The organism is Bacillus sp. BB51/4 (assembly GCF_008368845.1).
Classification (GTDB): domain Bacteria; phylum Bacillota; class Bacilli; order Bacillales; family Bacillaceae_G; genus Bacillus_A; species Bacillus_A wiedmannii.
On the sequence record NZ_QOSC01000009.1, the window covers coordinates 109,735 to 125,239 of the forward strand.

Consider the following 15,505-nt stretch of genomic DNA (forward strand, 5'->3'; position numbering starts at 1 on the left):
TTATCACAATTTCCCTAAGATTGAATTTACTTGTTCTAAATATAAATCTGGGTCGTCCTCTCTTATCTCAAGAAGAATTCCTTTAATTATTTGCTTTGTTGAACTATTTATATTTTCTAAAACATTCATATACGATACGACTAAACCTTTTGAATGTAAAAGTGTCCGATGAATTCTTTCCGCCCAGAATTCTGCATGAGGTAACATTTTAGGAATACTAATAGCTAATTTGTATAGCCCTTCCTCTACCCCGGAATGTTCAGCAATATAAAAAATCGTTTCAATAAGGTAGTCACCCGCTGATGGCTCAGCAATATCATCCTCAAAAATTATACAAAGATCAGAAATTATATCATTTGTCCCTTCATTCGCTAATTCATTGAGAATACTCTCAAAAACTTCAATATCATCCCCTTCATTCTCTAGAAAACGCATTTTATATAAAGTTGATATTCGCTCATTAAAATCCATTGACTTCTCCACCTTTTTATAACATCATTATTATAATTTTCCACATATTTCCACATCATTATGTTCATAATACGTTCAATTAATCTATTATAATAAATTATTACTTTCTAATAACTGATACCAATCATCCTCTTTACTACCAACAGTTTCGCTAATCCCTCTAAATTGAACAAACTTATTACCTAATTCACAATATTTTTTTCCTACATAAAAATGTTGTAAGAAATTATTAAAATCACCATATGATTCAATAATAAAATTTTGATTACTTAAATCTCCATACAAACAAGAAACTTCTCCATTCATCTTATTAATAAACAATGGATACCTTTCAATTTTCCCTATACAAATCCACTTATCAGCACCACCTGGCATGTCCTCCGTATAAAATTGAATACTTTCGCGTTTTAGATGACCATATATAGTAATTACTCCACCGTTCAACCTTTCATATTTTTTTATAATAAAATTATAATCTTTCAATGGGCCTTCTTCTAATTTTTCATCAAAATTTTTTTCTACCTCTATAATTTCACCAATAAGCAAACAAAATGGATTATTACCTAAAATATCCTTAATTAATTCTATTTTTTCTAATACTGATTTCTCCATTTTCTCCTCCCACTCATTATCTATTTAACTAAAATATAACTATTACTGTACCCCTTTTAAAGGTTATTATTTTTCACTTCATCAAACCACTCATCAGCAATATGGCTAGCTGTTTTAACTTCATCATTCGTATATACTAAATCATACTTATATTGAGCTTTAAACTTGCCACTTTGAACATCATATATCAATTTCATCTCAGTTGGCATGTCACGCTCATACCCTCTGCATAATTCTTCAATTTTCTCAATATCTTCACATATAATGCGCAATGCCATAGACTGTCTTTTGATAGACACATCATATCTGCCGCCTTCATCTTCCAATGCATCATTTACTTTATGACGTTCTACATACTTATTGTTAATGCAATAAAAGAAACTTCCCGAAATAATTCCTTCCTCACGCGAAGCATAAACGTACACTTTATCCGCTCTATCTTCAACATATTCCATGCATATAGATATCATATCAGCTTGCAATTCACTAAACTTTTCCTCAAATTCTTTCATACTACTTTTTCACTCCTTAGATTAAAATTCAAATGGCAACGTCTTGATACCCCACTTCAGCTACTTTTTCATTTAGTAGACGTATTCCTAGTCCATTCTCTGTATCCCACGTACAATCGAAAGTTATCCCAATATCTCGCTCTTCATGAATATCTCCATATGGGACTACAATTCCAACTAAAGTGATTCTCCTAAGTAATTGGTCAATAGTTTCGATATACGGATAATTTTCATTAAATCCAATATCATACCCTAATTGTTGACGCTCTTGCTTGTAATAGTCTAAAATTGCTTGTAAAAAAACTTGCTGCAATTGTTCCCAATTTTGCAATAATGAATTATAAGCAGTATATTGTCCTTCATCAAACTTACCGTCTTCTTCACCTTTTACTATCAATGCTATTTCAACTTCTTTTCCACAAAATTCAACGTTAATGTCCTTAACCCATCCATATGTATACTCAATCTCACCAAAAACTGCATCATTTATAATCATTTTTAACTCTCCCTATTTACTCCCTTGGATCCATATCGATTTCTCTATTCGTATGAAAGTTACCCTCTGATATTAACTGTTTTTTCCAGTAGTTTCTATACTCAGTATAGTACTATCAATTGCTAATTTTTCAATGAGTTTTTTCGCCTTCCCGTATGGAAATCTCTCTACTAATATATAAGGCAGATTTTTTGAACCCTTTAGCAAATCAATTGCGGAAATCTCAAGCCCTAATACGTTCTTTATTCTTATTACATCTTTCAAACCTTCACTAGGAGTTTTCACTAACACTATATTACAAATATCAGACGACTTATGTATCGTTTTCTGTTCTATTTCACTTACACAACCACTATTTACCCATTTTTTAAAATCAGTGGTAATTACAGTAGCATGGCTTGGATTCATGTCCCCAGAATCAATTACTACCACCTCTTTTTCCTCTGCATGTTGAGCCATTAAAAATACATTACCCCCACCGTCATCACCAATTGAGACATACCCCCTCGCATACTCATCTACTTCCCAAACCTCGTTCCTTTCTGCAATATGCTCCGTACCATAAATAAGTAACCCACTACCTATTGAAAAGCCATTTGTACATCTCAATAATTCCTTATATACATTAGGTAATGTAACATTCATGCGATTTTCTACTGCTTGAATTTCAATATCACTCGCTGCTGACTTTTCTATCAAATCTGGAATATTAAATAAATTAATCATTTAATAATCCCTCCTAAACTATCAAGATATTTAAACGTATCGCCTGTCCTCTCTCTATAATCGTTTCGCAATAGAGTTCATGAAATTTATAAAGTATGTCGGTATGTAAGCCTTCATTTTTAATTTGGTAAGTAGACAATCATTTTCCCTTTCATGTACTCACCTTTCCATCCACAAGGCCATCCTCCCATTTTATACACCTTAAATACCTTTTCATAAAAATTATCCACTTTTCCATTTACTAAACGATTTAGTGCACACATCTCAAGATCTCTTTCTACTTCTTCAAGAATATTTATATGATCAATAGAAATAAACGCCTGATAATAATTATAGTTATCAGAAAAAACTTCATATAACATCTCTTTTTTTGATTCCATATTAGGGTTATAAGTTCCTTCTAATAATTTTGCACTTTCATCCGATTTCATATCATCCCAAACGATTTGGGTAACATCCAAATCTTGAGACCAAGCCAATTCCTGTGCTTTATCAAAATCATGAATCATTTCAATGTCATGTAATAATTCATGTAACTTTATATCATTCCTATCAAATAAGCTTCTTTTTTGTATATACTCGATAACTTCCTCAACTAACTTAGTATTTTCACCATACTTCATCCCTGTATCCACCTTCCGCGTCCTTCGTCCTTCAGTCCCATTCTCCATACTGTATTCACTTATGGATATTCATTTGAATTTCATTGATTTTTTGTAAGTATCTTTGCTCATGCAGAGCTGCCTCGAAACCCAATGCCCTAAAGTCTAATCAAAAACAACTCTTAATCCTAGGTTTTACAATAAATAAAAAGAATCCATTTTGAAAAAAAGATTGATCAAAATGGATTCTTCTTCAGCAGATTTTTTGTTTCGGCTTTATAAAAATTCGAGCATTTTCTGCCTGTATTGCTCCATTCATCGTGCTTGATTATTCTCTTAAAAGTGAAGAGTTTCTATTAAACTTTTTTAATATACTCATACACTTCTTTAGGTTTTATATTAAGCATGTGAGCAATCTCCGTTATTTTCTTTCCTTCTTCCTTCATCTTTTTTACTTTTATCTCCATTGTTTGCTCATATTCTTCTGCAATATCAAATAATGGACTTAATAAAGAGTGCCATATTTCAAAATCAGTAAATTTATTTCTTTCCAAAAACTCATTTAGCAATATTTCCAATTCTTTAGTTTGTATCATTCTTTTACCTTCTAACACTTGTTTCTCAGTAAGAAAATCACCTATATCTTTCATAAAATTAATAAATGAGTCCATCGAATCTGCAAGAAAATCGCCACCACTCCAACTGTCCATTCCGTGCATGAGGGAAGATATAGGGTATCCTTCTTCACTTAAGTCAATAATAATTGGATCTCCACACATAGTTTCATATGCAATAACAATCCAATTTGCATCCCAAGTATCTTCCTCATCGGTTACAAAGGAGTTTCCATCGGTGTCAATGCTGTATCCTACTTGAAATTCATCTAATTGCTCAAAAGAACATACATCAAAATTTACATACTCTCTAATTTTTTTATGTTCTAAGTTCATAAGTTCTAAATTTCTCTTTATCTCTACTTTTTGATGATAAGAATTAAATTGTATCATTGTCATTTTTACTCCATCCCTATTATTACATTAAACTTCTAATCTTCATAAATTACCGATCCTATATACTTCAGATTTCTACCATTCATTTCCAAAGTATATAATATCCATCTTAACTGTTACTTCTTTTGGTGGTTTTTCTTTTAAAGCTGCAGCTCGTTTATTACGAATGAATAATAAAACAATATTATTGTCTCTATAAAAATAGGCTTCAAAATTTAAAGTACAACATCCTGATAACCTACCTCTGTTACTTCACCTTTCATAAGACAAAGGCCTAATCCATTTTCCATATCCCATGTACAGTCAAATATAAGTCCAATATCAAGAAAATCGATAAGATCATTATCTGGAACAAAAATTCCAACTAAAGTTATTTTTTCAAGAATTTGAGTAGCTGTTTCTATTAAAGGATAACTTTCGTTAGGCTCAACATCGTAACCAAGTTCATATCTTTTTTGTTTATAATAATCTAATATAGACTCTAAAATACTTTGTTGTAATTGTAGCCATCTTTCTATTAAAAAGTTATGTGCCGTATATTGTTCTTTCTCAAAATGACCATCATCTTCTCCCCTGACTATTAATGCCACCTTAACTTCGTTCCCAAAAAACTCAATGTTTTTATATCCAATCCAATCATAATTATTAAACTCAAGTTCGCCAAAAACTGTATCATTTATTTTCATTACATATCTCCTTTATTGTTTACTCTTTCTACCGAAGTTCGTTCCACCCTATTTACGTGTACTTCCATTAAGTTATGTTTCTTGATTTTTTATGAAGAATGGGGTATTGTCCATGTCTTTTGCTAATATATTTTTAATTATATAATATTAGCAAATTTTGTTAACTTGAATTCATATAAAATAAGTTTATAGTATTGCATGCACGAATAAAAAAGCACTTGCTTGCCTCAAGTAGACAATCAAGTGCATTAATTTCATATGTTTTTTAAATAGCATAAATTTTGTAGGTCTTAGCTTGATCTTAATCATATCTTTCTATAAAATACTGCAGTCCAATTGTATCTAACACTCGGTCTACACTTCATATCAGACATTTTTTCATATAAATGTTCTTAGTATATTATTTTTGTAACTTTAAATTAGAAATTAACTCATCTAGACTATCCGAAATCGCTTTAAACGAACCTCGTTCAAAATTCTCCAATTCAACCTTACCACTTACATTATGTAACACAACTATCAAACCGTTCCCCTCTACACCTATCGGAGTCTTATCAACCTTATTATGATTGTTTTTATACCCTTCTAAATTACTTTCGAAGGAATCCAATTCAATATTTGGTAATACAGGTTCTAGCCTAATATAATGATTACCAATAAATCCATCTAAATCAGCAAACCAATAAGAATTAAAATAATCATCAATTGAAGTGTGCAGTTTAATTTCAAACCTTTCCTCAATCATCGTTAAATCATTCTTATTATTTTTTTCAATAGGTTTCCATGAAATTTCTTTTTCATCATCCATTTCACCCTTATATATAAATGAAGCCACTTCTTCGCTGTATGGCGTTTTAAATAAAAAATCTAACCCTTTATCAAAATATTCTTTTCTTAAATTAAAATATTTGCTCATAGCATCCTTCATTACCAAAATAATCACCCTTACTTTTCTAATCGTTCAGCATATTTTTGGTTATTTCCCCAAACTCCTGCGATTTTCTCAGGATGATGAATCCACCCTAACCCTGGGTATGGCTTTGAGGGTACAGGCATAACCTGACCTCCACCAGGTAGAATCGGATTATAGTTCCATATGTGAGTCACTTTACCACTACTTGGATCAGTATAATAAATTTCACTATTCTTCCCCAAAGTCTTGGTTGAGGAGGAATCCCATTTAAATCGGGTTTATCACTTGATATTATCACAACAGGACTACCGTTTTTCGAAAGGATAGTGCAAGTGGGGAAACGATTGTTCGTTTCTAGTACCAACCAAAAACATACTTGGGGCATTACCATAAGGTGGCATGAATGCTAGAGCGTCAAACTTCCTAGCGATAGACGAAAAGACCTATCGTTCTAACTCAAGCCCCCACTGAAATGTTTCATCTCAGTGGGGGCTTGAGTTGATAATCTACAGCTACTTGCAAACTATCAGTCTTCTTTTCTTCTGCAACGTCTTTGCTAGAACAAGCTATTCCTGACAATGACATGATTGGAACAACTAAAGATAACAATTTACGTTTCATTTACATATTCCCTTTATTATTTTGATTTATCTGCAATACCCTTTGTTGCTTCATCAAATATCTTTGCACCTATACGTGTCTTACCCATTGACTCATGAAGTTTAGCTTGGTCTTCTTGCTCTATTGCATCAAATAGAAGTTGGAAAGCATCTTCATAATATTGCATGGATTGTTTTATCTCGTTTTGTTCTCCCTCAAATCCTGAAGGTGCTTTTAATTCCTTTAGTTTCTTAGCATTTGCTTTTGCTCCACCTACACTTAGTTGGATTTCACTTTTCTTCTGTACATAAGCCTTGATGTCTGAACCTGCTATTCCTTCAATTAAGTGCATTGTATCTGCAATTGCATTCGAACTGTCTATAATGTCTTGCTTATACTTCGTAACTTCTTCTAAATTAGATACATCGTTTGACTTAGGGGCATCATCTGTTCTTTTTATCGTGTCAGAGTCTGTATCCCCCAATGCACTCTGCTTATCCTTTACAGCTTTATTTGCATTCACAGCGCCTACTCTAGATGTTTCGTCTTGGACAGGTTGGAATCCTGATATCCAATACTTATTACCTCGTTCGATTAACTCTGTGATTTCCTGTTTCTTATCAGGGTCTATATCCTTCTCATTTGCTTTAAAATACTTAGCTTGTTTTGAGTAAGCTTTACTATAACAATCAACTGCTTTTAGTAAATCTTTATGTGATTTTGCATACTCTTTTGGTGGTTCAATCTTATCAAACTTAGCAATGATTGTTTGTAACTCAGATTCTTGTTTTAGGACTTCTTTCTTTAAAGTTTTCTCATCCTTTTCTTTATTCATTGCTACTTCTACTATATTCGTGATTTTTCCCATTAACTCAGATGATAAGCTAGTCATACGTACTGGATAAATGTCTTTCGATAACTTCTCTTTTGTTTCTGCTTTAGACTCTACTTTATCCTTCGCTTTTGAGTCTACTTTATCTGTCCCACAACCTACTAATAACATAACTGGAATTGCTAACATTACGAGTTTCTTTGCTTTCATTATGTATACTCCTATTTAAAAGTTTTTTAATTGACTACCATATGGAACTGTAACATAAAATAAATAAACAAATATAAGCTCATTTTTGCTCTTAAAGGAAATTTTAGGGATTTTAATAATATGATAACATGTATTACGGTTGTAGAGAATCCCCCTTTGTATACCTTTATTCCAAATTTATCCTTATTCATCCCGAAACAAAAATACATGTGATTTTTAGAATGGGTTGTTATAAAAACCTTAAGTTGATGGCTTTGGACTGAGACGTTCAAATATTGTGCGTTCTCATCAAATACCAAACATAAAAAGGATTTTACATTTAATTCACAGGAAATCTCTCTTTTACAAGATCTTCGATATTATTTGCTTCTTTAATTTCTTTTGATGATAACCAAGTTGTGTATAATGTTCCAGTCTTATTGGTTAAATCTATGACAAAATTTTTATTATCTAGTTCTTCTTTAAGCATGATGGTTACTTTGAGCAAATCCTCAATGAAAGGGGGATTATTTTCAAATATACCGTCGCTATTAAGTGCTAAAATTACTATATATTTTCGAAGTCCCTCATGATCCGAATTTATATAAGTAATATCTTTAATTGCAAATCGATCGTTTTGCATTTCATGTAATCTTTCTTCTACTTTGGTATGCGTTCTAATCCAATTTCCCCAATATTTATGGTATCTGACATCGTAGATTTCATTGTTTGTTTCCTTCATTTCTTCTACTATTTTTCCTTTTTCATCATATTTTTTAAAACTCACTAATCTCCCTAAAGCTCTATGTTCCATTAATCTTATAACACCATTTTCATAAAATTCTTTTGTATACCTTCTAAAGTATTATTCTCTATATGTTTAATTTCTTTAATTTGTCCATTTGGATAAAAATTAACCATTTCTCCATTTTTAATTCCATCCTTAACCATATAGTAATTTGCTAAATTACCATTCTCATAACAGTCATAAATGATTCCAGTAAAAATATGCTCATTATTGTCTTGATCATATTCTACTATAAAAGAATCGTATTCATCTCCTCCATATCCAAAATCCTCTCCAAACTTTTTGCCATTATTCATAACGTATTCTCCATTTAATATTTTATCTTCCAAATTTAGAAACCTCCGATATCATTTCAAATCCCTTCAATAAATATGAACAATGTGGACAACACTTGAACGTAATTTCACCAGGCTTATTCTTATTAATTCCTGTTCTTATAACATTTACAGTTAAATCTTTTACTCGAACATTAGGATTCCTCTTTAGTGCTTCTTTTACGCTTTCACTGAAGTTCGTTCACCGTATCTACGTACACTTCCATTAAGTAATCTCTTGGTCTACAATCATTTATTCAATCGGCCCCATAAACTGCGTAATTAAATAAATATGTTCAATCAATTTAACTTTTTGCAGATTCTCTACTTTTTCTGTCCCTCCTAATCCAAGAAGAGGAATATAACCAAAACACTCATTATAAGCTGGTATTCCGTAATTTTGGATGGCTACTAAATAAGGATTCCATTCCATGTCTTCTTCTAAATATTCTTCTTCCTCAAGAAACCTTAAAAATAGCTCAAAGTGAGCTTTCGATTTTCACCATATTAATATCCTCCCCTTAATTTATTTTCCATTAACAGTTGATACTCCGCCAGCATGAGTAAATTCCCTATGAATATCTTTATCCACAAGAATCATTGTTTTTCCATCTTGATGGTGATGCCATATATATCCCACAGGTGGCTTATCTAGTGCTGGTACCGGCGGATCAGAATTTTTATTCAAACCCGCCTCTATATTAGCATTTTTATAATCAGATGGACCATTCGTTAGGCTTGCAATTTCAATTTCTACCGGCTTAACAGTTGGATGCGCATATTCAGTGAAATCCGGATAACCATCAGGATACCTTACAGTCTGTCCTTTTTTATTTGTATATACCCAATTTCCATCCTCATCTATTTTTACAGTCCCACCTTTTTTCATCCACTTCTCTGGAACAGGTGAATATGATGGTTTAGTAGCAAGCTGTTCCTTTGTGAATTTTACTTCTAGGGTATCCTTACCCGTACCCTTATCAGATGGATTTACAAATTCAATATCTTTAGGAAAAGACCTCAATGGTATGTACGATAGGAATAACCTTCAAGATTAATTTTTCCATTTGCATAAAAAAACAGCAGAGATTTCTAGTACCTATCTCTACTGTTTTTTCATTAACTTCCAAAACGAACTAATTTTTCATACTCTGTTATGTGTATTTATAACAAATAGTAATGCTTAAATTGCAACATCTTGGTATCCTACCCTAGCTACTTCTTCATTTATTAGACGAATACCTACCCCATTTTCCATGTCCCATGTACAGTCAAATGTTAGTCCAATATATCTGCCTTCAAAGCGTCTAGCAGATGGGACATAAATCCCCACTAGCCTGATCCTTTCAAGAAGCTGATCAATCGTTTCAATTAAAGGATAATTTTCATTATATGAAACATCATACCCAAGCTCATGTCGTTTTTGCTTGTAATAATCTAAAATTGGTTGCAAAATACTTTGTTGAAGATGCCCCCAATTTTGTATTAAAGAATTATACGAAGCATACTGTTTTTCACTAAATTCACCATCTTCTTCACCATCTATCATCAAAGCAATATCGGCTTCTTTGCCGCAAAACTCAATGGTAGTATCTCTACTCCAGACATAATCATATTCAAGCTCACCAAAAACTTCATCATTTATTTTCATTTTAAATTTCCCCCTTTCTATTTATTGGCAAATTCCCCTGGCTTAAACGCTCCTGCATTTATCTCTCCTACGCCGCCAAGATGCCCAAATTTACCATTTATTTCTGATGGTACAAGTTGGATAGTCTTCACATCATTTAATTCGTGCCACGTTAACTTGTATTCTTCTCGATAATCTGCAATGTCTCCCGCTTTAATTTCCCCAGGAGTCATTCCAAATTTGCTTGCCAACTCTGGTGAATTGTTAAGCTGTTCAGCCAACTTTTGATCTGCTTGTTTAAAATTAATAGTTCTAGCTTTTGTTCCGTGCTTGCCGGTCCCGCCTAACATGTATTCAATTTCAAATTGCGCTTTTGCTACTGGTGAAAAATCAGGAACTCCATTTTTATACTCAATTCCATTAATACCAGCTTCATTTAAGATTTTCTGTAACGTAGGATCTGGTGGTGGTTTTAGGGTACATAAAGACTCACCTCTAACCCCTTCAAAAACGACATTTGAATTCGTTTCTGCGGGTGTTTGCTTGAATCTTGATTCATATGTACTGGCAAATTCCTCTTGCTTGAAGGCTGGTGGAATATCAGCATCTCTATTACCCGTATCCTTAACCCCACCACTCTCCAAATTCGAGATCCTACTCTGAATACTCGCCTTTGAGGCATCATGGGCTTCTTGGAATTTCCCGCTATAGTTCGTTCCAGTTCTAGCAACACTTCCATCTGGCAGTATTTCTACACCTTTAACAAATGGGGATACGGAGTCTACACCTTTTGCTAATGTATTTTCAATTATATAATACTAATAATTTCCGTTAGCTTTAATTCATAAAAATAATTTTTATAAATTTATAGTATACCTTTCAATTAAAAAAGCACTTGTTGCCTATCATAGACAATCAAGTGCTTTAAGTTCATACGTTTTTAAGTAGCATAAATTTGTAAGTTTTATAGTAACAGTATGACACCTTTTATATGTCATAACAACTACTACGTTAAAATTGACGAGTTTGTACGAGTTCATTAGTTTAATATACAATCCATGTGTTTATATTCGCCACCAAGTAAAATGTCATCCCACCTAAGCTCGTACTTCGTTTTCTATTCTATCATTGCACGTAATACTCTATGATGGTTGTACCATCATAGAGTATTATTTTCAAACTCCTCATTGTTTTCCTGTATCATTCAAAAATCTTTTTAGAGTTCCTTTATCTAGTTTTAATCATGTGATTTGTCTAGATAGATGTATTAGTGAAGCATACCCATAAATTCATCGAATGTATCTGCAACATGATGACTTACTGGTTCAAGTTCAGCAGAATTCTCATGATCCCACATACAAACTTTCGGGTTATTTCTTGATTCTCTAAAATCTAAACATAAAAAATCACCGGCAAATAATACAGCAATTGGTAATAAAGCTACTCCCAGTAAATCTCCATCATCTGTAAGTCTCTCATCTAGCTGGGTCCATGTTACATCAATATCAAACATACCTATTTCAATATTTTCTGGGGCTTCAAGAATACATAAAAACCTAATAACTGCATAGCTATGGTTATTACACACAAAAGATTTTTTTTCTGGGGAACCACCATTATTAACTTTTATGAAATTCTTATAATCTACCGGTAGTTGAACTCTCCAAAATTCTTCTTTCTTTAATATTAAACTATCAGACGGTAACGGATAAATTATAGATTCTTTTTTTATTTCCATTCAAAACACTCCTTTTTTTATTATCTTGGCGCATCTGACCACATTCCTTTAGTCCTTCCACCATTATGAACAGTACCATAAGGAACTAGTTGCATTTCCCCTGGTACTTCAGTATGATGCCACGTATAAGAACCATTTTCCACCATAGCCCTTATATCTTCTGGAAGCCTGTTGTTCAACCAGTCAAATTGCTCCACATCTCTTTTTAACCATAAATCTTTTGGAAGTTCATCTTTATGTACTACTAGACCAAGTCCTTCAAAATCAACAAATCCATAGCGCATACCTTCTACTTTTTTCACTTCAACTTTCGGGATAAGACCTAATTCTTCAGCTCGTTGTTTTATCATTTTCCTTTTATTACTTGTTAATTTGTTCCCACCTTTAATATTATTATTGGCCCAAGACCAGTTTTTAATATCTATTACCTCAATATAATGTCGAGCATAATCATCTAATACATCATCAAAATTCTTAGTTCCGTTAATAAAATCATCTATATTATTTAAATTAACTTCACTTGCTGTCTTACTTCTATTACCCGTACCCTTAACCCCACCACTCTCCAAATTCGAGATCCTACTCTGAATACTCGCCTTTGAGGCATCATGGGCTTCTTGGAATTTCCCGCTATAGTTCGTTCCAGATCTAACGACACTTCCATCTGGCAGTATTTCTACACCTTTAACGAATGGGGATACGTAGTCCACACCTTTTGCTAATTTTTCAATTATATAATACTAGTAATTTCTGTTAGCTTTAATTCATAAAAATAATTTCTTTAAATTTATAGTATACCCTTCAACTAAAAAAGCACTTGTAGCCTCAAGTAGATAATCAAGTGCTTTCAGTTCATCTGTTTTAAGTAACAGAATGACACCTTTTGTATGTCATGACAACTACTACATTAAAACTTACGAGCTTGTACGAGTTCGTTAGTTTATTGTCTTCCACATGTCATTATAGTTGTATCCTAATACGTATAGAATACACTATTTTATCCTTCCATTAACTTCTTCCTCATTTTATGTGTTTCTAAATCTGCTAATCTAACTGGAATAGGTAATCGACTTTCATTATTTATGCAGTTCATTACAACTTCAGTACTTGTATCTAAATCAATCCAGTTCCCACATGAAACAAAGATTGGCTTTACACAATACGAAGTCCTCAAAACTCTACCATATATATCACCATGAATTACAATGTCAGTGTAAGAACCTACTTCCTCTTTAGGCATCGTAGCGTCGACATTTTCTATTTTCAAATAGCTCTTTGCCACGCCAATTGTTGGTTTGTTTAAATACATTGCAGCATGGGTAGCAATTCCCATATGACGATAATGTAAATACCCATTTCCATCAAACATATATAAATCAGGTTCATTAGATAATTTCTTCGCGGCTTCAAGTATTAAAGGCAACTCACGAAAAGCAAGAAATCCTGATATATAAGGAATACTTATTTCTCCATAACTATATACCTTTTCAACAACTTCCTTTGTATAATAATCAATCATTACGATACAACATGTACCATACGTTTTATTATTTACATCCCAGTAAGCTAAATCTATCCCTGCAATGGTTTTGATTTCATTAACGTCAAATCTATTCTCAAGATTTACTTTGGATAACAATTCATTCTGAATGTCGGTAAATTCATTTATCAATTTCATATTATTTAAATCTAAATTCTTCATTAGGTATCACTTTTAGAAACAGATTCAATCAATTTTAAATCTGTTTCTGTAGGGAAAATTTTTTGTTTTATGATACGACCTTTTTCATCCCATTCTGTATAATGGAGAGCTATCCCAAATTTATATTCTCCTTCAAATTTTAATTCTCCACTTTCATACCAGATTCTTTCGGTACCATTACTTTGTCCATGAATCAAATTTTTCACTGATTTTAAATTTCCATTTTTATAAAATTCTATTAACTCACCCTCTATAAAACCTTTTACATAATTTGTATAATATATCAAATTACCATTATCATATAATTCGTAAGCTAAACCGGTAAAAGGTTTACCGTTCTCGTCTTCCGGATTATCTAAAACTTCATCACTATAAGATGTAAACCATAAATCTTCGTCAAAGTCAGTTCCATGTTCTATAACATATTCTTTACTTAATATATCAATTTGATTTTCCAATCTTTTTCACCTCTGAACTAAATTCAAATCCTTCAGTAATAAAATTACAATGTGGACAGGTTGGCATCATCATACCAGCCGGTTTTAATTTTTTACCAGAACGTACTACATGAGTGATAAAATTCGAAGCACTTGCTTGTGAATTTGCAAGTAACGCTTGATTTAATGAATAAACTTCTGCGTGAGATCCCTCCCCATACGTAAATGTATATCCCTCTTTAATATTTTTTGGCATATTGGTAATCCGTTGTTCTATTAATGGATGTAACTCTTCTGGAATCTTACCTAAAGTATTATTGATTCCAAAGTAATACTTACCTGTTGTTTTGTCAAAAGTTCCAGCAACCGCAGGCCCCATCTCCCTGTTAGAAAGGCCTAGATTATTTAATCTTTCAACTTCTTTCGCTACAGCATCACGCAAATTAATCCTATCGTTTAATTCTTGGTGAGTAAACCGACCATATTTATTACGCAAATATTCTATTCTACTTAAACTTTCACCACTATTAGAAACTTTACCCGTACCCTTAGTAACTTTTTTGAACGCCTCTTCAAATTCAACCCATCAAAAACTGTACCGTTTTCTTCTCAAGCCACTGGTTATTTTCTACAGGTACATCATAAGCCCCTGCTGGCCGCAGCCTTGAACCCAGATTTTCTCCAACTATTTTTACGTTTGTATATGTCGTATCTACTTTTCCCGCTATATTCAACGACAAGTTTTCAATTTTACTACCTACTAAATTAGTCGCATGTTGCGCTCGCTCTCTAAGAAAACTATCAACCTGCTTCAAACGAGATCCGCCTTCTTCCACCCCAACTTTGGAGGCACTTTTAATTGTAGTAGTACTATTACCTGATTTTAAACCTGTTGTGACATTTCCAAATGCATGCAATCCTTTAGCTACAGGTACTACATCGCGTAACCAACGTTCATTTGTGTCAAGTTCCCGTTGTATCAACAATCTTTTCCCATTACTGCACCGGAAACTTCCATTACACCAACACTCGCTGTAAAGGCAAATAATGCTGCACCAGCTAGTGGAAAGAACACTGTAGAACCAGCTAGCAATAGCGTCGTGCCCAGTATCCCCTCATCACACCAAACTTCCTTATGTTCATGTTGATCTTTGATTGAGTCATAGTTAAATGCACGGCTGTCTAATCTTCTCTTTTGATAGGTCTCATAGGACATGTTACTTTCCC

General features: G+C 32.8%; 22 protein-coding genes and 4 pseudogenes. All 26 read right to left on the reverse strand.

Translation table 11 applies throughout. From position 1 onward, the window contains the following. Positions 1-3 precede the first annotated feature (3 nt). The 26 genes and pseudogenes from DN392_RS11670 to DN392_RS11790 all read right to left on the reverse strand — a co-directional run bounded on the left by DN392_RS11670 (position 4) and on the right by DN392_RS11790 (position 15,494). Positions 4-471, reverse strand: coding sequence for an Imm30 family immunity protein (locus DN392_RS11670; protein ID WP_048566033.1), 468 nt, complete (start codon positions 469-471; stop codon positions 4-6). An 87-nt stretch (positions 472-558) separates the two neighbouring features. Further along, positions 559-1,083, reverse strand: a complete 525-nt coding sequence (locus DN392_RS11675; RefSeq protein ID WP_048566032.1) for a hypothetical protein — start codon at positions 1,081-1,083, stop codon at positions 559-561. A gap of 56 nt (positions 1,084-1,139) precedes the next feature. Next, positions 1,140-1,595, reverse strand: a complete 456-nt coding sequence (locus DN392_RS11680) for an immunity protein YezG family protein (RefSeq protein WP_016087127.1) — start codon at positions 1,593-1,595, stop codon at positions 1,140-1,142. 28 nt (positions 1,596-1,623) lie between these two features. Continuing rightward, positions 1,624-2,091: a DUF2004 domain-containing protein gene (locus tag DN392_RS11685; protein WP_048566031.1), complete on the reverse strand. Its 468-nt coding sequence runs from the start codon at positions 2,089-2,091 to the stop codon at positions 1,624-1,626. Positions 2,092-2,163: 72 nt separating this feature from the next. Then, complete coding sequence (locus tag DN392_RS11690) at positions 2,164-2,817, reverse strand: SMI1/KNR4 family protein (RefSeq protein WP_149238022.1); 654 nt, start codon at positions 2,815-2,817, stop codon at positions 2,164-2,166. A gap of 119 nt (positions 2,818-2,936) precedes the next feature. Next, on the reverse strand, positions 2,937-3,440 hold the full coding sequence (locus DN392_RS11695) for a hypothetical protein (protein WP_016087124.1): 504 nt from the start codon (positions 3,438-3,440) through the stop codon (positions 2,937-2,939). Positions 3,441-3,775: 335 nt separating this feature from the next. After that, positions 3,776-4,432 carry an SMI1/KNR4 family protein gene (locus DN392_RS11700; protein WP_048566029.1) on the reverse strand — a complete coding sequence of 219 codons (657 nt, stop codon included), beginning with the start codon at positions 4,430-4,432 and terminating at the stop codon, positions 3,776-3,778. A 212-nt stretch (positions 4,433-4,644) separates the two neighbouring features. Beyond that, positions 4,645-5,115: a DUF6985 domain-containing protein gene (locus tag DN392_RS11705; RefSeq protein WP_000700063.1), complete on the reverse strand. Its 471-nt coding sequence runs from the start codon at positions 5,113-5,115 to the stop codon at positions 4,645-4,647. 400 nt (positions 5,116-5,515) lie between these two features. Further along, complete coding sequence (locus DN392_RS11710; protein ID WP_016087113.1) at positions 5,516-6,031, reverse strand: SecY-interacting protein Syd; 516 nt, start codon at positions 6,029-6,031, stop codon at positions 5,516-5,518. A gap of 143 nt (positions 6,032-6,174) precedes the next feature. Next, positions 6,175-6,344: pseudogene (locus DN392_RS31170) on the reverse strand (ADP-ribosyltransferase); the annotation flags it as partial. A 161-nt stretch (positions 6,345-6,505) separates the two neighbouring features. Continuing rightward, positions 6,506-6,649 (reverse strand): hypothetical protein, encoded by a 144-nt coding sequence (locus DN392_RS30335; RefSeq protein WP_016087112.1) that lies wholly within the window; start codon positions 6,647-6,649, stop codon positions 6,506-6,508. A 16-nt stretch (positions 6,650-6,665) separates the two neighbouring features. After that, complete coding sequence (locus DN392_RS11720) at positions 6,666-7,670, reverse strand: DUF7018 domain-containing (lipo)protein (protein ID WP_016134950.1); 1,005 nt, start codon at positions 7,668-7,670, stop codon at positions 6,666-6,668. Positions 7,671-7,989: 319 nt separating this feature from the next. After that, positions 7,990-8,378 (reverse strand): annotated as a pseudogene (locus DN392_RS11725) (hypothetical protein); the annotation flags it as partial. 90 nt (positions 8,379-8,468) lie between these two features. Beyond that, positions 8,469-8,786 (reverse strand): toxin-antitoxin system YwqK family antitoxin, encoded by a 318-nt coding sequence (locus tag DN392_RS11730; protein ID WP_048566028.1) that lies wholly within the window; start codon positions 8,784-8,786, stop codon positions 8,469-8,471. Between the two features lie 238 nt (positions 8,787-9,024). Further along, positions 9,025-9,255 (reverse strand): annotated as a pseudogene (locus tag DN392_RS11735) (T6SS immunity protein Tdi1 domain-containing protein); the annotation flags it as partial. Between the two features lie 42 nt (positions 9,256-9,297). Beyond that, positions 9,298-9,795 (reverse strand): HNH endonuclease, encoded by a 498-nt coding sequence (locus DN392_RS11740; protein WP_053078802.1) that lies wholly within the window; start codon positions 9,793-9,795, stop codon positions 9,298-9,300. A gap of 159 nt (positions 9,796-9,954) precedes the next feature. Beyond that, positions 9,955-10,422, reverse strand: coding sequence for a DUF6985 domain-containing protein (locus tag DN392_RS11745; protein WP_017673907.1), 468 nt, complete (start codon positions 10,420-10,422; stop codon positions 9,955-9,957). A 17-nt stretch (positions 10,423-10,439) separates the two neighbouring features. Further along, positions 10,440-11,213 carry an HNH endonuclease gene (locus tag DN392_RS11750; RefSeq protein WP_131233650.1) on the reverse strand — a complete coding sequence of 258 codons (774 nt, stop codon included), beginning with the start codon at positions 11,211-11,213 and terminating at the stop codon, positions 10,440-10,442. Between the two features lie 455 nt (positions 11,214-11,668). After that, on the reverse strand, positions 11,669-12,139 hold the full coding sequence (locus DN392_RS11755) for an SMI1/KNR4 family protein (RefSeq protein ID WP_064057449.1): 471 nt from the start codon (positions 12,137-12,139) through the stop codon (positions 11,669-11,671). 20 nt (positions 12,140-12,159) lie between these two features. Beyond that, positions 12,160-12,849, reverse strand: a complete 690-nt coding sequence (locus DN392_RS30750) for an HNH endonuclease (protein WP_071743040.1) — start codon at positions 12,847-12,849, stop codon at positions 12,160-12,162. Between the two features lie 54 nt (positions 12,850-12,903). Then, positions 12,904-13,093 (reverse strand): annotated as a pseudogene (locus DN392_RS30755) (hypothetical protein). A gap of 43 nt (positions 13,094-13,136) precedes the next feature. After that, positions 13,137-13,841: an endonuclease V gene (locus tag DN392_RS11770; RefSeq protein WP_048566024.1), complete on the reverse strand. Its 705-nt coding sequence runs from the start codon at positions 13,839-13,841 to the stop codon at positions 13,137-13,139. Beyond that, positions 13,841-14,299 (reverse strand): toxin-antitoxin system YwqK family antitoxin, encoded by a 459-nt coding sequence (locus DN392_RS11775; RefSeq protein ID WP_048566023.1) that lies wholly within the window; start codon positions 14,297-14,299, stop codon positions 13,841-13,843. The genes DN392_RS11770 and DN392_RS11775 overlap by 1 nt, the downstream gene beginning before the upstream one ends. Beyond that, complete coding sequence (locus DN392_RS11780; RefSeq protein ID WP_255309548.1) at positions 14,283-14,720, reverse strand: YwqJ-related putative deaminase; 438 nt, start codon at positions 14,718-14,720, stop codon at positions 14,283-14,285. The genes DN392_RS11775 and DN392_RS11780 overlap by 17 nt, the downstream gene beginning before the upstream one ends. A gap of 136 nt (positions 14,721-14,856) precedes the next feature. Further along, positions 14,857-15,261 (reverse strand): hypothetical protein, encoded by a 405-nt coding sequence (locus tag DN392_RS11785; protein ID WP_048566021.1) that lies wholly within the window; start codon positions 15,259-15,261, stop codon positions 14,857-14,859. Then, positions 15,258-15,494: a hypothetical protein gene (locus tag DN392_RS11790; protein WP_048566020.1), complete on the reverse strand. Its 237-nt coding sequence runs from the start codon at positions 15,492-15,494 to the stop codon at positions 15,258-15,260. Before DN392_RS11790 ends, DN392_RS11785 begins: the two co-directional genes overlap by 4 nt. Positions 15,495-15,505: the final 11 nt, after the last annotated feature.